We start from the raw sequence: 17,416 nt of genomic DNA, 5'->3' as shown, positions 1-17,416 counted from the left end.
TATGGATGAGAGAAGCAGCATGAAAAAGATAGTGGGAGTAGCACTGGCCCTGTTGATGGCCGGTTGTGCCAGCGACAACAATGGCGGCGAGCAGTACCGCTATACCCCGCCAGTAGCCAAGGCGACCAACAACACCCAGGAGATGCAGATCCCGGTGGATCTGGTGTGGGCCCGCGCCGAGAAGTGGTTTGGCGATCATGGCCTTAACATCGAAAACAGCCAGCGTGGCTCCGGCCTGATGACCGCCAACGTCGAGAACTCGGCCGACGGTCTGGAGTGGCTGGATTGCGGTACCATGGGCTCCAAGGTCGCACTGGGCAACCCCAACCTGCAGATCAACCTGATCATCACCCAGAGCGGCAACAACAGCGTGGCCACCGTCAACGTCAAGGGCAACACCCAGCTCTACTTCGTCGAGTCCTCCGGCGAGCGGGTACCGGCTCCTTCCATCACCCCGGTGTGCGTCTCCCGCGGCAGCCTGGAACAGAGCCTGTTCTCCACCCTCGCCAACTAAGGTTGCGCCGAGTACCAGCAAAAACCCCGTTGCCTGCAACGGGGTTTTTTGTTTCCGGCCTGGTGGAAGGGGAGATGCGGGCCGCTGTTGATAGCCGCAAAAAACAACCCCCGGCAGGGCCGGGGGCTGGATAGAGTCGGGTGACTCAGCGGGCGACGTCGCCGTGAAACAGCGTCTGTTCGCCGGCTTTGAGCACATACCCCTTCCACGGGAAGAGGGCGTAGCCGCTGCCTTGCCACGACCAGTTGCCTTCTGCGCCTTGGCGGGTGAGCAGGTGTTGCTCGCCGCTCGGCAGGGTCAGCTCGGCCTGGCTCTGATCGGCGTTGAACAGCACGAAGGCGCTGCCGGTCTGGCTGGCATCGGTCGGATTGAGCCGGATGCCCTGCTCGAACAGCCGTACGCACTGCCTGGTCAGGGCTGACCACTGATAACCGGCGCTGGCACGGCAGCCGTGGACATCCTGATCATTGCCGACCAGGTGTTGTTCCGGGGTACTGCAGGCCGCCAGCAGCAGGGAGGCGGCCATCAGGGTCAAGGTGCGCATGGTTACTCCTTGGCATCCCGCTCGATGACGATGTTGGAGAAGCCCAGCTCCTTGAAGTAGTTCTCCCGGTAATCCTTCACGCTCTTCTTGTCGCGCCGGCATACCTGGGCCAGCTGCTCCTCCATGGCGTGGAAGCTGGTGAGATCGATCCCTTCGGCGGCGGCAACGGCATCATAGATGCTGTTGAACTTGTCGTTGGCGTAGCCGATCTCCTTGGCCTGCTTCTTGTAGGTGTAAGTAATCTTGAACGCCATGGCGTTATTCCTTTGCTTTGGCTTGCTTGCGCTGGACGTACAGATAGAGGCTCTCTACCTTTTCCCGCGCCCAGGGAGTTTTTCGCAAGAATTTCAGGCTGGACTTGATGCTGGGATCCTGGGTAAAGCAGCGGATATTGATCTCCTGCCCCAGTTTTTCCCAGCCGTAGTGTTCGACCAGGGCGGTGACGATGGCCTCCAGCGTCAGCCCGTGCAGCGGGTTGTTCTTCTGGGAAGCGGGTTGATCGCTCATGCCTGCTCCGCCAGCTTGGCAAAGGGCTGACCCATGCGGGTGGTGACCCCGTTGGCCAGATGGGGTTCGAACCCGGCCAGCATGCCCGGGCCAAACAGGCAGACGACGGTACTGCCCAGCTTGAACAGACCCATCTCGGCGCCTTTTTGCAGGGTGATGGCCTCGTCACCTGTGTAGTCCCAGCGCACCACCTTCTTCTCTTTGGTCGGCGCTATGTTGCCGGCCCAGATGGTTTCGATGCTGGCCACGATAGTGGCACCGACCAGCACCAGCGCCATGGGGCCGTGCGGGGTGCGGAAGGTGGCCACCACCCGCTCGTTGCGGGCAAACAGGTTGGGCACGTTCTCGGCGGTGAGCGGGTTGACGGAGAAGAGATCCCCCGGCACGAACACCATGCTCTCCAGCACGCCGTCCAGCGGCATGTGGATGCGGTGGTAATCCTTGGGCGCCAGGTAGATGGTGGCGAAGTCGCCATCCTTGAACGGCGCCACCAGATCCTCATAACCGCCCAGCAGCTCGCGGGCGCTGTAGTCGTGGCCCTTGGCCTGGATGATGCGACCCTGCTGGATCGGGCCGAGCTGGCTGACGGTGCCATCCACCGGCAGCGCCAGGGTCATGGCATCCTCGACCAGGGGGCGGATCCCCGGCTTGAGCTCGCGGGTGAAGAACTCGTTGAAGCTCTTGTAGTGGGCAGGGCTCTCGTGCAGCGCCTCGCTCATGTCGACCTGGTACTGCTTGATAAAGGCCTCGATCACCTTGGTGGTGAGGTTGCCCGCTTCGGCGGCGGCAAGCTTGCCCACCAGGCGGGAGAGGGTGTGTTTGGGCAGACAGTATTGACCGGCAATTTTCAGGTTGTCAGTAATGCTCATGTTCATCATCAACGTAGGTTAAACAGGGTCACAGGCGTGCCTGTTGGCGACCGTGACGGGCTTCCTGCATGGTTTCCAGGATGCGGTGATAGTTGTGGAAGCGATCGGCGCTGATGGCGCCCGCTTCGACCGCGGCGCGCAGGGCGCAGCCGGGATCGTCCTTGTGGGTACAGTCGCGGAACTTGCAACCGCCCAGATAATCGCGGAACTCGACGAAGCACCAGGTGATGCGGTCGGCCTCCAGATGCCAGAGGGCGAACTCGCGGATCCCGGGGGAGTCGATGAGATCGCCGCCGCTCGGGAAATGATAGAGCCGCGCCGTGGTGGTGGTGTGTTGGCCGAGTCCCGAGTTTTCGGAGATCTCGCCGGTGAGCACATCCAGCCCCGGCATCAGGGCATTGGTGAGCGACGACTTGCCGACCCCGGACTGGCCGACGAAGATGCTGATCTTGTCGGTCAGGGCGGCTTTCAGCTCATCGAGCCCTTCGCCGCTCTCGCAGCTCACCAGCAGTACCTCGTAATTGAGCTTGCGGTAGGTTTCGAGCTGGCGCTCGATGCGGGCGCGGGCGGCATCATCGAGCATGTCGACCTTGTTCAGCACGATGAGGGGACAGATCTCCACATCCTCGGCGGCCACCAGATAGCGGTCGACGATGTTGGTGGAGAACTCGGGCATCACCGCCGAGACGATGATGATCTGGTCGATGTTGGCGGCGATGGGTTTGACCCCGTCGTAGAAATCCGGCCTGGTCAGCACCGAGTGACGCGGGTGCACCGCCTCGATGACGCCGGCGGTCGCGGCATTGAGGCCGGGACGCCACACCACCTTGTCGCCGCACACCAGGCTGCTGATGCTGCTGCGCCGCAGGTTGCTGCGGTGGATGGCACCATCGCTCGCCTCGACGTCTGCGTGCTGACCAAAACGGCTGATCACCACCCCTTCGATGGCCGGCCCGAACAGGGTGTCATCCACCTCTGTGGTGTGCTCTTTTTGCAGCCGACGCTCGCGGTTGGCCTGGACGCGCCTTTGTTGACCCAGATTGAGTTTTGCTTTCTTTGCCACTCGATTCGCCAGTTTATGAACAGATCCAAAGCCAGTATGATACATGCAAATTGGCAAAATTCCGCCATTCCTCCCAATAGAGAGAGCAATCATGACAGTCAGCGCGCAGAACCTGGTATGGATCGACATGGAGATGACGGGCCTTGACCCTGAAGAAAACGTGGTACTGGAGATTGCCACCATCGTCACCGACAAGGACCTGAACGTGCTGGCCGAAGGGCCGGTCATCGCCATTCACCAGAGCGACGAAGAGCTGGCCAAGATGGACGACTGGAACGTCAACACCCACACCAAGAGCGGTCTGGTGGCCCGGGTCAAGGCGAGCCAGCACGACGAGGCGAAAGCCGTCGCCGAGACCCTCGAGTTCATTCGCCTGTGGGTCCCGGAGCGCACCAGCCCGCTGTGCGGCAACAGCATTGGCCAGGATCGCCGCTTCATGGTCAAGCACATGGCTGATCTGGAAGCCTTCTTCCACTATCGCAACGTCGATGTCAGCACCATCAAGGAGCTGGTACGCCGCTGGCAGCCGGCGCTGCTGGATCAGTTCAAGAAGAGCGGTACCCACCAGGCGCTGGACGACATCCGCGAATCCATTGCCGAACTGCAGTTTTACCGCAGCCACGTCTTCAAGATCTGACGCCCAGGCAAGGGATTGCCCCGCTCTGGTTGCTAAAATCGACAGTTCGACCAGCTTTTGAGCGAACGCGCGCAACCAGACAAAAAAGCCCTTGCAATTGGAATGACTGCTCTTATAATTCGGCTCCCGTACAGTAGCGCAAGCAACCAAATGCTGTACGGCCTGTTTTAAGGTAGTTGCGGGAATAGCTCAGTTGGTAGAGCACGACCTTGCCAAGGTCGGGGTCGCGAGTTCGAGTCTCGTTTCCCGCTCCAAAATCTGATGATGACACTGGTGCAAACCAGCCCGATGCGGGAATAGCTCAGTTGGTAGAGCACGACCTTGCCAAGGTCGGGGTCGCGAGTTCGAGTCTCGTTTCCCGCTCCAATCATCAGCCAGCCTCAAGACAACCTAATGTTGCGGGAATAGCTCAGTTGGTAGAGCACGACCTTGCCAAGGTCGGGGTCGCGAGTTCGAGTCTCGTTTCCCGCTCCAAAAATTTGTAAGTGATATTCCGATGCGGGAATAGCTCAGTTGGTAGAGCACGACCTTGCCAAGGTCGGGGTCGCGAGTTCGAGTCTCGTTTCCCGCTCCAATCACTTGCAGATGACATCCTGTTGCGGGAATAGCTCAGTTGGTAGAGCACGACCTTGCCAAGGTCGGGGTCGCGAGTTCGAGTCTCGTTTCCCGCTCCAAACAGTTTCTAGTAGATATGTGTAAGTGACATTCCGTTGCGGGAATAGCTCAGTTGGTAGAGCACGACCTTGCCAAGGTCGGGGTCGCGAGTTCGAGTCTCGTTTCCCGCTCCAATCACTTGCAAATGACATCCTGTTGCGGGAATAGCTCAGTTGGTAGAGCACGACCTTGCCAAGGTCGGGGTCGCGAGTTCGAGTCTCGTTTCCCGCTCCAATCTCTCTTTAAATTCAATCTCTTTCCCCCTAAGCTCACAAATCCAGTTTCTCAACACAATAGCTGCCACATCCTGTTGGTGGTAGAGCATGATCCACGCTTGCCAAGGCTGGGGTTGCGAGTTCGAGTCTTGTTTCCCGCTCCAATCTCTCTTCAAATTCAATCTCTCTCCCCCAAGTTCACGAATCCAGTTGCTCAATACAATCACTGCCACATTCAGTTGGTAGAGCATGATCCGCGCTTGCCAAGGCTGGGGTCGCGAGTTCGAGTCTCGTTTCCCGCTCCAATCTCTCTTAGAAGTCCTCACCATCCATTTGAATTGCCCATTACATCGCGCTGCGATGATTTGTCGTATCCGGCGTTCAGCCAGATCAGAGCCATGTTTGCTGTACTCGTGTCGTACACAAGGGCGGGAAGGGCTGTTGCTGCTGCGGGCAGGTTGATGATCGTGGTGGGGAAGGGGAAATGGCAGGCAAAAAAATAGGAGGGGCGATGGCTCCTCCTACCGGCTCACTGGCGCTGGCTTAGATAACGGTAACGTTCTCAGCCTGAGGACCTTTTTTGCCCTGGGTCACAGTGAACTGTACTTTTTGACCTTCAGCCAGGGTCTTGAAACCGGCGCTCTGGATGGAGGAGAAGTGAACGAAAACGTCCGGTCCCTGGGATTGCTCGATAAAGCCAAAACCCTTGGTCTCATTGAACCATTTTACTTGGCCGGTGCGAATGTCAGACATGTGGTAAGTCCTATCTATAACAAAATGAAACTAAGCCTGGTTGGGCAGCATTTGCCTAGAAAGCAGGGGTTGAAGCATGACTGACCACGTCAATTTGTCCCAGTAGCATGTAGCACAATCCCTGTCTAAAGCACAAACGATTGTACGTGAGCACGATCCCTTGTCAATTTGGCACTTTTCATTTTTTGAGCAAGCTAAAAATATTGTGAAGTCAGTAGCTTGTTTCACGGGAACCGGTCAAAAAAACGGGAGGCACCAGGCCTCCCGTTTCATCACTCCTTGAGGGCGAATCCTTCGCCCTGTCGGTCATAGCGATAGATGGCCTGACCGTAGGAGCGGATCTCGACCCGCTGGATGCGGCGGGTGTCGTCCACCAGGATGAAGATGGCGCGACCAGACTGCAGGCGGGTCAGTGGGCGATCCGGCCCTTCGATGGCAATGAGGCGGCTCAGCTCGGCGCCCGGCAGCTCGAACTTGCGGAAGATGGAGTAGAGGGTTTCACCGGCCTGCACATCGTGTTGCAGCCAGGTGCCATTGACCTTCTCTTCCACCGGTTTGGCCGCGGCAGGGGCATTGCCGCTGGCGCCGTTGCCCACGGTGAGGGCCTGGGCCGGCACGGCGATGGGTACCGTCAGCGAACCGGACGGCGCCGCCTTGGGTTCGGTCGGGGCGGGTTCCCAGGCCAGTACCAGCAGCCAGAGCGGGAGCAGGATCAGCAGCCCTATGGTGTGCTTGCGGGGCAGCGGGCTGGCCAGTTTGAACTTGCCAGTCCTGGGTTCCTGGCCGCGTTGGCCAAGTCCGCTCATGCCCTGGCCGATGCGTTGGCGCAGGGGCAGGGTAGCGGCATTGATACGATGGAGCAGGGATCCTTGTGATTCGTCTTGGCGACGCTGCTGGGCTCGTCTGTTGTGGCCACGGGGGCGACGGTCCGGGGTGGGCACGGCATTTACCTCTCACTACATTGCCTGCCATCAGGCAAATTCGTGCCTATGGTAAACGGACTCGCCCCCGAGGGGGAGAGTCCTGACCGTGAAAATTATCAGCTGAGACGAAATTGTCCCAACAATTGCTGTAAACGCTCGGCCGCCTGACGCAATGCCTGGCTGGCTTTGGCCGTCTCGGTGGCATCCTGGGCGATGTCGTTGGCCAGTGCGTTGGTTTTTGACAGATTGCCGGAGACGGTCTCGGAGACCGAGCTCTGCTCCTCGGCGGCGGAGGCGATCTGGTAGGTCATGTCGTTGATGGTGGAGATGGCCTGATAGATGCTGCCGAGCGCCTCTTCCGCCAGATCTGCTTCCCCTACCGCCTGATGGGTCAGCTGCTGGCTCTGGTTGATGGCGTTGACCGCGTTGGCCGAGCTGTGGCGGATCTTCTCGATCAGCTCCTGGGTATTCTGTACCGCCTGCTGGGTATTGCCCGCCAGCTTGCGCACCTCGTCGGCCACCACCGCAAAGCCGCGGCCCTGCTCGCCGGCCCGGGCCGCCTCGATGGCGGCGTTGAGCGCCAGCAGGTTGGTCTGATCGGCAATGCCCTGAATGACGGTGAGGATGCTGGTGATCTGCTCGCTGTCGTGAGCCAGCCCTTCCACCACCTCGGCGCCCTTGCCGGCTTCGGCGGCCACCTTGTGCATCGACTGGATCACCTGCTGGAAGCGTACCTTGCCCTGATCCGCCGCGCCCTGAGCCTGTTTGGCGGAGTCGGCGGTGTTGTTGGCGTGGGTCGCCACCTCCTGGCTGACGTAGGACATCTCCTGCACCGCGGTCAGCATCTGTTCCATCTCCGCCTGGTGGTGCTGCAGGTTGTTGTCGGTCTGGCCGGCGATGCGGTCGGTGTCGCCGGCGTGACGGTTCACCTCGCTGGCGGTCTTGAGCACATCCCCCAGCAGCACCTGCAGCTTGTCGATGAAGCGGTTGATGCCCTTGGCCAAATCCCCCAATTCATCCTGGGACTGGGTATTGAGCCGCTTGGTGAGATCCCCCTCGCCATCGGCGATGTCATCCACCAGGCTCACCATCTGGCGGATGGGGCCTGTGATGCTGCGGGCAATGACCAGCATGGTGGCCAGCGCCAGCACCAGCACCACGACGGCACCCACCAGTTGCTGGGTCATGGCGGCCCGGTTCATGTCGCCCAGCTGGGCTTCCAGCTGATCGGCACCGGCCAGCACCACCTTGTAGGGCAGGGTGACGATGATGGCCCAGTTGCGGCTCATACCCGCCACCGCGATGGGTACCGAGATCCGGAACGCATCGTCGAGCTCCTGGCGCTGTACCTCGGGTTTGAGGTACTGCTGCCAGCCGTTGCCGAGCAGCTTGTCGGCGCGACTGCCGAGCAGGCTGGCATCGCCGCTGGTGCCGGTGATGACGCCGGCGGCGCTGACGATCAGGGTCTCGCCCTTGCCGTCATAGATGTTGCTGTTGAGGGACTGGGCCTGACGGCTGATGGAGTCCACCGCCAGATCGAGGGCGGCGATCCCTTTGAACTGGCCGCCCACCATGATGGGGGTGGTGATGGTGCTCACCAGCACCTGCTGGCCGTTGATGTCCACCTTGAAGGGGTCGATCAGGCAGGAGCGCCCCTCCCGTTTCGGGCAGGCGTAGTAGTCGTTGGCGGGATTGCCGAACTCATCCGGATCGCTCTTCTCGATGGAGAGCAGCAAATCGGTGCCGATCTGGTCCTTGTCACGATAGAAGTAGGGGACGAAGCGCCCCTTGCTGTCACTGCCCAGCGCCGTCTGGCCGGCAAAGCTGGCGTCCTGGCCGTCGAAGCCGTTGGGCTCGAAGCCGGCGAAGGCACCGTAGAGCTGGGGTTCGAGGGCGAGCTGGGCCTTGAGCAGATCGGTGGCCTGCTGGCGATCCAGCGGCAGCTTGCCCTCCTGCTGCAGGGCGAGGGCGCTGGCCATCTGCTGGGTATAGGAGAGCCCCTTTTGCAGCAACTGGGTGATGGTGGCGGCCTCGGCACGGGCGTTGGCGCTGACCTTCTGCCAGGCCTCCTGCTGCAGGGCGGCGCGGCTGGAGCTGATGGTCAGCTTCTGGGTCTGTTGACCCGAGTACTGGTTGAGCAGGATCAGGATGACCAGGGCGGCGGTCATGGCGATCCCGGCCATCACCAGAATGCGATTCTGGATAGAACGGAATTGCATCGTCTCTTCCTTGTTGGTGAGCGTTATTTGAATATCGGCCGGAGGAGGCAGCTCTCCAACACTTTGCATAGCAAATAGGAAACGGGGATTTTGTTTTGCGATCCCCTTCAAACATCAGGTGGCAAGGGGGCGGACCGGTGCTTTGTTCCCCCTACTTTGGCTCGTGGCAGCGCCATGGTTTTCCCATCCGTCATTGTCGGTGCTAAAATGCGACGGTTTTTTTAACGAATTGGCCCAAGGCCCTCTACACAAGGCTTAAAGATGAAAGTCAAAACCCGTTTTGCTCCCAGCCCGACCGGCTTTTTGCATGTCGGCGGTGCCCGTACCGCACTCTATTCCTGGTTGTTTGCAAAGAACCAGGGCGGTGAGTTCGTGCTGCGTATCGAGGATACCGACCTGGAACGTTCCACTCAGGAGGCCATCGACGCCATCATTGAGGGCATGGAATGGCTGGAGCTGAACTGGGATGAGGGCCCCTACTACCAGACCAAGCGCTTCGATCGCTACAACGGCCTGATCGACGAGATGCTGGCTGACGGCCGCGCCTACAAGTGCTACTGCTCCAAGGAGCGGCTGGAAGCGCTGCGCGAAGGCCAGATGGCCAATGGCGAGAAGCCCCGCTATGACGGCAAGTGCCGCGACCACGCCCACGACCATCCGGCCGATGCGCCCCACGTGATCCGCTTCCGCAACCCGACCGAAGGCTCCGTGGTGTTCGATGACCACGTCCGTGGCCGCATCGAGTTCGCCAACACCGAGCTCGACGATCTGATCATCCGCCGTACCGACGGCGCGCCGACCTACAACTTCTGCGTGGTGGTCGATGACTGGGATATGGAGATCACCCACGTGGTGCGTGGCGAAGACCACATCAACAACACCCCGCGCCAGATCAACATCTACAAGGCGCTGAACGCACCGGTGCCAGAGTTTGCCCACGTCTCCATGATCCTGGGTGACGACGGCGCCAAGCTCTCCAAGCGCCACGGTGCTGTCTCCGTGATGCAGTACCGCGACGACGGCTACCTGCCGGAAGCGCTGCTGAACTATCTGGTGCGTCTGGGCTGGTCCCACGGCGATCAGGAGATCTTCAGCCTGGAGGAGATGATCAAGCTGTTCAGCCTGGACGCCATCTCCAAGTCTGCCTCCGCCTTCAACACCGACAAGCTGCTGTGGCTGAACAACCACTACATGCGCAGCCTGGATCCGGCCTATGTGGCCAAGCATCTGGCCTGGCACATGGAACACCAGCAGATCGACACCAGCAAGGGCCCGGCACTGGCCGACGTGGTGACCCTGCTGGCCGAGCGCTGCAACACCCTGGTCGAGATGGCCGCCCAGAGCCGCTACCTGTTTGAAGAGTACGAGGCGATCGACGAAGCGGCAGCCAAGAAGCACCTGCGCGGCGTTGCCGCCGAGCCGCTGACCCTGGCCAAGGCCAAGCTGGCGGCATTGGATAGCTGGACCACCGAAGCGCTGCACGAGCTGATTGAAGCCACTGCTGCCGAGCTGGGTCAGGGCATGGGCAAGGTCGGCATGCCGCTGCGCGTGGCGGTGACCGGTCTGGGTCAGTCCCCGGCCATCGACGCCGTGATGGCGCTGGTGGGCAAGGAGCGGGTTCTTGCCCGTATCGATCGCGCCCTGGCGTACATCGAAGCACGCATGGCTGCCGAGTAAGCTTGCCGTCGCACATTGCCGTCACCGGTCTGGGGTAATCTCTCCCCCGCCATCGATGCCGTGATGGCGCTGGTGGGCAAGGAGCGCGTACTCGCCCGCATCGACCGCGCTTTGGCGTATATCGAAGCGCGCATGGCTGCCGAATAAGCGCCAACCATCGCTTGAAAAAGGGCTCCCGTGCGGGGGCCCTTTGTTTTTGGTCAAGGGCCTGTTTTGTGACATAAAACAGCGAGATAGCTGTGCCATTGCCGGTTAAATCGGCTAACTGCTTGAATTTTGACTAAACGCGCGAATCGCCGTTATTTTTGGGTTGACAGCAAAGCGGCCGGTGCCTATCATGCGCCTCCGTTGCCGGAGATAACTTTGGTAGCGCCGAGGTGAGTTGGGGTTATAGCTCAGCTGGGAGAGCGCTTGCATGGCATGCAAGAGGTCCGCGGTTCGATCCCGCGTAGCTCCACCAAATTATCCTCGAACAATCTGGAATCCAAGGGGTTATAGCTCAGCTGGGAGAGCGCTTGCATGGCATGCAAGAGGTCCGCGGTTCGATCCCGCGTAGCTCCACCAGGTTCCTGATTGAAATGAAGTGCCCAGGGCAGTGCGGTGTGTATCACCCAGGCCGACCTTTGTGGGGTTATAGCTCAGCTGGGAGAGCGCTTGCATGGCATGCAAGAGGTCCGCGGTTCGATCCCGCGTAGCTCCACCATTATTTAGGATGATTGGCCGCCAGAACCATTCATTCAGTACCGAATTTGGGGTTATAGCTCAGCTGGGAGAGCGCTTGCATGGCATGCAAGAGGTCCGCGGTTCGATCCCGCGTAGCTCCACCAAATTCAGAGTGACTCAACGTCACTCACACACATCGGGGTTATAGCTCAGCTGGGAGAGCGCTTGCATGGCATGCAAGAGGTCCGCGGTTCGATCCCGCGTAGCTCCACCATCTTTCGTAATGAAAGTAGAAAAGGCCACCGCACTGCGGTGGCCTTTTTGTTTTGCGCTCGGCACACCGGTCGTGCCGGCCGGCCCATAAAAAAGCCCGCATCGCTGCGGGCTTGTGGCTTGATGGTGATGGGTCATCAGCCGTGGCGACGTCGCCAGGCCAGCGGCAGCAGGGCCAGCAGCAGGGCGCCCATGGCACCACCACCGCCGTTGTTCTCCTCTTTCAACTTGAGGTCGACGATGATGGGGTCGTGGTCGGAGGCACTGAACGGATTGTCCGACTTGATCATGTCGCCGGTGAAGTCCCGGCTGTACTCGAACAGGTTGCTCTCGAACGAGTTGATGTGCCAGTCGGCCACGGCGATCACCTTGCCTGCCAGCGCAGGGTTGGCGAGGGCATAGTCCAGGGTGCCGAGCTCGGCTTCGTAGCTGTAGGAGATGGCCTTCTCTTTGTTGAACTTGACGTTCATATCCACCAGGCCGTAGCTCTTGGCCACTTCGCTGCCGGTCTGCTCAAAGACCTGGTCGCCGAGGAAGGTCTGGGAGGCGGAGACAATCTTGCGCTGGCCATCGGTCGGCACATAGTCGGTCAGCACCCGGATCGCATCTTCCCTGGCGTAGGAGTTGAAGTCGCCCACCAGCAGCACCTGGCCGGGCAGCTTGCTCACCGCGTCGCCCAGCACCTTGGCGGCACTGACCCGGAACTCGGTGCACTTGCCCTGCAGATCGGCCGGCTCCTTGCCGTCCAGGTTCTCCAGGCAGCCTGAGCCCTTGGATTTGAGGTGGTTGACCACCAGGGTCAGCGGATCCTTGCTGCCCTCGACGGTGAAGGTCTGCACCAGGGAGTCACGCTGGGAAGCCTGCTTCTCGACCCCTTTGGCATCCAGGTATTTCTGTACCGGCAGGGTGATGACGTTGGCGTCCCCTTGCGGTGCCAGCTTGGCCGGCCGGTAGAGCATGGCCACCATGATGGCGTCGCCGCCGAAGTAGTGCTCGCCCTGCAGCAGCGCCTTGGGCAGGGTGACGAAGGCGTACTGCTTGCCCGCCTCTTTCTGCTGGGCGTTGAGGGCCTGCACCAGGTCGCTGATGGCGGAGTGGCTGTCAAAGCCGTTGTTCTCCATCTCCATCAGGCCGAGCAGGTCGGCATCCATCTCGGTGATGGCGTTGACGATCTTGGCGCGCTGCTTCTGGAAATCTTCCAGGTTCTTGGCGCCGCGGTTGCAGCCCTTGGCGCTGTCCGCATCCGCCTGATCCTTGCACAGCACATTGAGGGCACCGCCCACGCTGGAGTGGCTGGTGAAGTAGTTGAGCACGTTGAAGCTGCCGACGCGCAGATCGGTGCCGTCGGCACGGGCCGGAGCGCTCTGGCGGTCGTTGTCGCTGGTGCGCAGCAGATCGCCGGCGGTGATCACCTGATCCTGCGGCACGATCAGCCGGTACTCGTTGTAGCTGTAGCCCACCATGGCGTCCAGATTGACCGGGGCATCGCCGATGCGCAGGTAACCCTGCTCCGGCTCCCAGGCCGGCAGCCAGGGCAGTTTGCCGTCGGCGGCCTTGAAGTCCGATTCGAGAAACACCCGGTTGCCGGCGTTGGCCTTGGCCAGCGCCTTGGCGGCCTTGCTGTCGGCGTCGTGCAGCTGGGTCGGCTTCATCAGCGGCGCCTGGTGGGAGAGCACCAGGTTGTTGCGTCGGGCGGCGTAGTCATAGCTGAAGTTGCGGCTGATTTTGAGCGCGCTGTCGGCATCGAGGCGTACCCGCATCCCTTCGTGACGCTCCAGCGCCCGTGCCAGGGTCTCGTTTTCCAGCACCCGCAGCGGGATGGCGGCCGGGGCTGCGCCCTGGGCGATCACCTGCAGGCGCGGGGTGCCGCTGTCAGTCAGAGGCTTGAGCTGGGTATGGCCATAATACTCCTCGACCTTGGCCTCCAGGCAGACTTCGGCGCCCGGCTTGATGTCCGGGTACTTGCTGGCGAAGTTTTTGTCGTTGAGGTAGACGAAGATGCCGTCCGAGGTCTGGGGGTTGCCATCGCCCTGCACATCCAGCAGGTAGAACCCCTTGTTGAGGCTCTCGCCCAGACCCGAGACCACCGCCTTGACCATGACGCTCTGGGGGCTTTCGAACTTGTCGGCGGGAATGAGCGGGCTCTTGTCACCGCTGCCCTGAATGACCGGGATCGGGGTGAGGTCGCTGTCGGCCGGGCAGCTGAAGCCGGCGGCATAGACGGACGGGGAGGCGAGCGCAATCCCCACGGCCAGCGACAGCAGGGTACGTGTTCCTTTCATATCTGTTCCTTTTTTATTTTTTGCCAGTGTTTCCATAGCCTTGGCGCATCGGCCAAGGGCGCGCATTGTCACATTTCTGGCATGTCGTACCAGTGAGCCAACGCACATTACGGGGATACAAATGAGGGCAATGCCGGTTTTTTTGACTTAGCTAACAGCATGAAACTAATGACAAATTTGTTATTTCATCCGATTGGCGAAAATGTGATCCCGCTGGCATCCACATATTTTTCCTCGAGAATGAAGATTGAGACTCGGCTGGTTGATTCCTATACTCGGCTTGTTCCTCACGGAACCCAGGTAAAGGGCAAACCGGCCGAGACGCCGGGACGCAATGCCTCCGGTCTTCAGATCGTGCGATCCAGATAGCGGGGCTTCCCAGGGTGAGGGTGACGTTTGTGGCAGGTCCATTGCCAGTTGTCTGCGCCCATCACGCAGGTTGCGCTTGTGCTTTGCCTTGGAGACCAATGCCAAGACAAAACAAGGAAGATAACAATATGCAACAGACCCTAAGGCCCAGCAGGCTTGCCATGCTGGTGGCTTTGGCTGCCATGCCCGCCTGGGCACAGGCCGCTTATCCCGCCTATCAGGCCGGTACCGCCTACAAGGCCGGCGACATCGTCAGCAACGTCGGCAATCTCTATGAGTGCAAAGAATTTCCCTACTCCGGCTGGTGCGGGGCCTCGCCCTATCACTATGAGCCAGGTGTCGGGGTCGTCTGGGCCGATGCCTGGAAACTCTATGGCGGCGAGGTGCCGCCCCCGGCGCTCGGCGTAGCTGTCAGCTCGCCGGCTGCCGGCGCCAGTGTCAACGAAGGGGCCAGCGTCGCGCTGGCGGTGACCCTGAGCGGCCCGGTGACGGCGCTGGTCAAGGTCGAGTACCTCATCGACGGCACCCTGGTCGCCACGGCGAGTGCCTCGCCCTGGAACGGCAGCTGGCGTGCCGCCGGTGTCGGCGCCCACGCCCTCAAGGCGCGAGCGCTGGATAAAGACGGCAAGGTGCTGAGCGAAGCGGATTCCAGCTTCAAGGTCGCCGCCGTGGTGGCGCCGGAGGCGCCCAAGGTGAGCATCGCGAGCCCCGCCGCCGGCGCCAAGGTGACCCTGGGTCGCAGCGTGGCGGTGAGCGGCAACGTCACCGATGCCAACGACGACGTCGCCAAGGTCGAGTTGTTCGTCGATGGCAAGAAGGTCGGGGAGGACACCAGTGCCCCCTGGCAGGTGAACTGGACGCCCCAGAGCAAGGGGCTGGCCGGCCTCAAGCTGGTGGCGACCGACAAGGAGAACCTGAGCGGCGAGTCGAGCCAGGTCGACGTGCAGGTGGAAGAGGCCGCCTTGCCGCCCACCGGTGGCAATCTCTCCTGCGACATTCGTCAGATCTACCGTCCGGATGGCTACGAGTGCATGGGGGATGACCACGCCCGCCGGGTCATCGGTTACTTCACCTCCTGGCGTACCGGCAAGAACGGCTTGCCCTCCTACCTGGTGAGCGACATCCCCTGGGACAAGATCACCCACATCAACTACGCCTTCGCGGCGGTGGACGAGCAGAGCCACACCATCAAGGTGGACGACTCGGCGACCAAGATGACCTGGGACGGCGTGCCGGGTGCCGAGATGGATCCGGAGTTCGCCTACCAGGGCCACTTCAACCTGCTGTCCAAGTACAAGAAGCAGTATCCGGACGTGAAGACCCTGATCTCGGTGGGGGGCTGGGCCGATACCCGCGGCTTCTATACCGCCACCACCAAGGGTGACTGCTCGGTCAACACCGACGGCATCAACGCCTTTGCCAACTCGGCGGTGAGCTTCATCCGTCAGTACGGCTTTGACGGGGTCGACGTCGACTACGAGTATCCCACCTCCATGAAGGATGCGGGCAACCCCAACGACTTCCCGCTCTCCAACCAGTGCCGCGGCAAGCTGTTTGCCAACTACAAGGTGCTGATGCAGACCCTGCGCAGCAAGCTCGACAGCGCCGGCAGCGAGGATGGTCGCAAGTACATGCTGACCATCGCCTCGCCGGCCTCGGCCTATCTGCTGCGCGGCATGGAGAACTTCCAGGTCACCCAGTACCTCGACTACGTCAACCTGATGACCTACGACTTCCACGGCGCCTGGAACAACTTCGTCGGTCACAACGCCGCCCTGTTCGACAACAAGGCGGATGCCGAACTTGCCCACTGGGGCGTCTATACCCAGAGCCAGTTTGGCGGCATCGGCTACCTCAACGCGGCCTGGTCTGCCCACTACTTCCGTGGCGCCCTGGCGGCCGGCAAGATCAACGTGGGCGTGCCTTACTACACCCGCGGCTGGCAGGGGGTCAGCGGTGGCACCCACGGCCTGGGCGGCAAGGCAGCACTGCCGAGCCAGAGCGATTGTCAGCCGGGTACCGGCGGCAGCACCATTCCGTGCGGCAACGGGGCGGTCGGCATCGACAACATCTGGCACGATCTCGACAAGAACGGCAAGGAGATCGGCGGCGGTGCCGTGCCCATGTGGCACGCCAAGAACCTGGAGAACGCCGCCAGCCTGGGTATCACCACCATGCCGAGCTACGGTCAGGCCTGGGGTCTGGATCCCAACAACCCGGCTCACGTGATGCAGGGCAAGTACGTGCGTTACTACGATGACAAGGCGCAGGCGCCTTGGCTGTGGAACGAAGAGAAGAAGGTGTTCCTCTCCACCGAAGATGAAGAGTCCATGGGCCACAAGCTCGACTACATCATCAAGCGGGGCCTGGGCGGGGTCATGTTCTGGGAGATGGCGGGTGACTACGCCTTCGATCCGGCCAAGAACGAGTACGGCATGGGGGATACCCTGACCACGCTCGCCTACGACAAGTTTGCCAAGGCGACCAAGTACGACACCAGGCAGAACGATCTGGCGGCGCCAACTGCCCAGCTCGACATCGCGGTGAGCCTCTCCGGCTTCAAGGAGGGGGATTCCAACTACCCGATCAACCCGACCCTGAAACTGACCAACAACTCGACCCAGACCATTCCGGGCGGTACCCGCATCGAGTTCCTGGTGCCCACCTCCACCTCCGACACCATCACCGACCAGAGCGGGATGGGGCTGAAAGTGGTAGAGAGCGGCGGCAACCAGAACTCCGACGGCATCGCGGGCGAGAAGGACTTCCACAAGGCGGCCTTCACGCTGCCGACCTGGAAGGCGTGGGCGCCGGGCAGCGACGTGGAAGTGGCGATGACCTACTATCTGCCGGCCGCCGGTGTACCGAGCGGCATCCGCATCATCAGCGGCACCCAGACTGCGGGTCTCAAGGCCGAGTTCCCGACTTTGCCGGAGGCCGTGCTGGGCAGCAGTGGCGGCGGTGAGAACCCGGGCGGTAGCACCTGCAGCAGCCAGAACGTCAATCCGGCCGCCTACAAGGCCTATCCGACCTGGCCGCAGGGGGATCACGCCAACGGTGGTGATCGTATGACCAACAACAAGGCGGTCTGGCAGGCCAACTGGTGGACCAGCAGCGAGCCTAAGGCGGGCGACGGCAGCTGGAAACTGGTATGCAGCTACTGAGTTGTCCAAGCTGCCGCACCAGCAGCGAGCTCAGAGCGGGCGATAGCAGCTGGAAACTGGTATGCAGCTACTGAGTTGTCCAAGCTGCTG

General features: G+C 61.1%; 14 protein-coding genes, 12 tRNA genes and 1 riboswitch. Of the genes, 17 read left to right on the top strand and 9 right to left on the bottom strand.

Translation table 11 applies throughout. The features are described 5' to 3' along the window. Positions 1 to 19 precede the first annotated feature (19 nt). Positions 20 to 514 carry a hypothetical protein gene (locus AB5Y81_RS17255; protein ID WP_010633004.1) on the top strand — a complete coding sequence of 165 codons (495 nt, stop codon included), beginning with the start codon at positions 20 to 22 and terminating at the stop codon, positions 512 to 514. Between the two features lie 145 nt (positions 515 to 659). Here the strand turns inward: AB5Y81_RS17255 and AB5Y81_RS17250 are convergent, their stop codons facing one another. The 5 genes from AB5Y81_RS17250 to rsgA are packed head-to-tail and all read right to left on the bottom strand — an operon-like array spanning position 660 to position 3,497. Further along, positions 660 to 1,058, bottom strand: coding sequence for a hypothetical protein (locus AB5Y81_RS17250; RefSeq protein WP_043170357.1), 399 nt, complete (start codon positions 1,056 to 1,058; stop codon positions 660 to 662). Positions 1,059 to 1,060: 2 nt separating this feature from the next. Next, the gene (locus tag AB5Y81_RS17245; RefSeq protein ID WP_043170355.1) at positions 1,061 to 1,312 is read right to left on the bottom strand and encodes a DUF2960 domain-containing protein; all 252 of its coding nucleotides are present in this window, start codon (positions 1,310 to 1,312) and stop codon (positions 1,061 to 1,063) included. A 4-nt stretch (positions 1,313 to 1,316) separates the two neighbouring features. After that, positions 1,317 to 1,565 (bottom strand): VF530 family DNA-binding protein, encoded by a 249-nt coding sequence (locus tag AB5Y81_RS17240; protein WP_019839449.1) that lies wholly within the window; start codon positions 1,563 to 1,565, stop codon positions 1,317 to 1,319. Further along, positions 1,562 to 2,434: an archaetidylserine decarboxylase gene (asd, locus tag AB5Y81_RS17235; RefSeq protein ID WP_043170490.1), complete on the bottom strand. Its 873-nt coding sequence runs from the start codon at positions 2,432 to 2,434 to the stop codon at positions 1,562 to 1,564. The genes AB5Y81_RS17240 and asd overlap by 4 nt, the downstream gene beginning before the upstream one ends. 28 nt (positions 2,435 to 2,462) lie before the next feature. Continuing rightward, the gene (gene rsgA / locus AB5Y81_RS17230) at positions 2,463 to 3,497 is read right to left on the bottom strand and encodes a small ribosomal subunit biogenesis GTPase RsgA (RefSeq protein WP_043170352.1); all 1,035 of its coding nucleotides are present in this window, start codon (positions 3,495 to 3,497) and stop codon (positions 2,463 to 2,465) included. A 91-nt stretch (positions 3,498 to 3,588) separates the two neighbouring features. Between rsgA and orn the strand changes: the two genes are divergently transcribed. The 8 genes from orn to AB5Y81_RS17190 all read left to right on the top strand — a co-directional run bounded on the left by orn (position 3,589) and on the right by AB5Y81_RS17190 (position 5,022). Beyond that, positions 3,589 to 4,134, top strand: a complete 546-nt coding sequence (gene orn / locus AB5Y81_RS17225) for an oligoribonuclease (protein WP_017779425.1) — start codon at positions 3,589 to 3,591, stop codon at positions 4,132 to 4,134. A gap of 178 nt (positions 4,135 to 4,312) precedes the next feature. Next, a tRNA-Gly gene (locus tag AB5Y81_RS17220) sits at positions 4,313 to 4,388 on the top strand. Between the two features lie 36 nt (positions 4,389 to 4,424). Beyond that, positions 4,425 to 4,500, top strand: a tRNA-Gly gene (locus AB5Y81_RS17215). Between the two features lie 32 nt (positions 4,501 to 4,532). Then, a tRNA-Gly gene (locus tag AB5Y81_RS17210) sits at positions 4,533 to 4,608 on the top strand. A 24-nt stretch (positions 4,609 to 4,632) separates the two neighbouring features. After that, a tRNA-Gly gene (locus AB5Y81_RS17205) sits at positions 4,633 to 4,708 on the top strand. A 24-nt stretch (positions 4,709 to 4,732) separates the two neighbouring features. After that, positions 4,733 to 4,808 (top strand) — tRNA-Gly (locus AB5Y81_RS17200). A 38-nt stretch (positions 4,809 to 4,846) separates the two neighbouring features. Further along, a tRNA-Gly gene (locus AB5Y81_RS17195) sits at positions 4,847 to 4,922 on the top strand. 24 nt (positions 4,923 to 4,946) lie between these two features. After that, positions 4,947 to 5,022: transfer RNA gene (locus AB5Y81_RS17190), tRNA-Gly, on the top strand. A 524-nt stretch (positions 5,023 to 5,546) separates the two neighbouring features. On the opposite strand, the gene AB5Y81_RS17185 is transcribed toward AB5Y81_RS17190, so the two are convergent. The 3 genes from AB5Y81_RS17185 to AB5Y81_RS17175 all read right to left on the bottom strand — a co-directional run bounded on the left by AB5Y81_RS17185 (position 5,547) and on the right by AB5Y81_RS17175 (position 8,898). Further along, the gene (locus AB5Y81_RS17185) at positions 5,547 to 5,756 is read right to left on the bottom strand and encodes a cold-shock protein (protein ID WP_005297820.1); all 210 of its coding nucleotides are present in this window, start codon (positions 5,754 to 5,756) and stop codon (positions 5,547 to 5,549) included. Between the two features lie 272 nt (positions 5,757 to 6,028). Next, positions 6,029 to 6,697 carry a LysM-like peptidoglycan-binding domain-containing protein gene (locus AB5Y81_RS17180; protein WP_054545473.1) on the bottom strand — a complete coding sequence of 223 codons (669 nt, stop codon included), beginning with the start codon at positions 6,695 to 6,697 and terminating at the stop codon, positions 6,029 to 6,031. Positions 6,698 to 6,795: 98 nt separating this feature from the next. Beyond that, the gene (locus AB5Y81_RS17175) at positions 6,796 to 8,898 is read right to left on the bottom strand and encodes a methyl-accepting chemotaxis protein (RefSeq protein ID WP_242762411.1); all 2,103 of its coding nucleotides are present in this window, start codon (positions 8,896 to 8,898) and stop codon (positions 6,796 to 6,798) included. Positions 8,899 to 9,159: 261 nt separating this feature from the next. Between AB5Y81_RS17175 and gltX the strand changes: the two genes are divergently transcribed. The 7 genes from gltX to AB5Y81_RS17140 all read left to right on the top strand — a co-directional run bounded on the left by gltX (position 9,160) and on the right by AB5Y81_RS17140 (position 11,512). Continuing rightward, complete coding sequence (gene gltX, locus AB5Y81_RS17170; RefSeq protein WP_216988676.1) at positions 9,160 to 10,575, top strand: glutamate--tRNA ligase; 1,416 nt, start codon at positions 9,160 to 9,162, stop codon at positions 10,573 to 10,575. A gap of 15 nt (positions 10,576 to 10,590) precedes the next feature. After that, positions 10,591 to 10,722, top strand: a complete 132-nt coding sequence (locus AB5Y81_RS17165) for a glutamyl-tRNA synthetase (RefSeq protein ID WP_223302521.1) — start codon at positions 10,591 to 10,593, stop codon at positions 10,720 to 10,722. A gap of 237 nt (positions 10,723 to 10,959) precedes the next feature. Beyond that, a tRNA-Ala gene (locus tag AB5Y81_RS17160) sits at positions 10,960 to 11,035 on the top strand. A 28-nt stretch (positions 11,036 to 11,063) separates the two neighbouring features. Beyond that, positions 11,064 to 11,139: transfer RNA gene (locus AB5Y81_RS17155), tRNA-Ala, on the top strand. Positions 11,140 to 11,202: 63 nt separating this feature from the next. Then, positions 11,203 to 11,278 (top strand) — tRNA-Ala (locus tag AB5Y81_RS17150). Between the two features lie 48 nt (positions 11,279 to 11,326). After that, a tRNA-Ala gene (locus AB5Y81_RS17145) sits at positions 11,327 to 11,402 on the top strand. Between the two features lie 34 nt (positions 11,403 to 11,436). Next, positions 11,437 to 11,512 (top strand) — tRNA-Ala (locus AB5Y81_RS17140). 136 nt (positions 11,513 to 11,648) lie between these two features. Here AB5Y81_RS17140 and AB5Y81_RS17135 read toward each other — a convergent pair. Further along, entirely contained in the window at positions 11,649 to 13,793 is a 2,145-nt protein-coding gene (locus tag AB5Y81_RS17135; protein ID WP_216988675.1) for an ExeM/NucH family extracellular endonuclease, read from the bottom strand. A 296-nt stretch (positions 13,794 to 14,089) separates the two neighbouring features. Next, positions 14,090 to 14,175: riboswitch (cyclic di-GMP riboswitch) on the top strand. A 148-nt stretch (positions 14,176 to 14,323) separates the two neighbouring features. Here AB5Y81_RS17135 and AB5Y81_RS17130 point away from each other — a divergent pair. Continuing rightward, complete coding sequence (locus AB5Y81_RS17130; protein ID WP_106553266.1) at positions 14,324 to 17,326, top strand: glycosyl hydrolase family 18 protein; 3,003 nt, start codon at positions 14,324 to 14,326, stop codon at positions 17,324 to 17,326. The last annotated feature ends 90 nt before the right edge of the window (positions 17,327 to 17,416 follow it).

Source organism: Aeromonas sp. s2, assembly GCF_040907935.1.
Classification (GTDB): Bacteria; Pseudomonadota; Gammaproteobacteria; order Enterobacterales; family Aeromonadaceae; genus Aeromonas; species Aeromonas dhakensis.
Note: the sequence above shows the minus strand (reverse complement) of the source record. Positions and strands in the feature narration are given on the sequence as shown.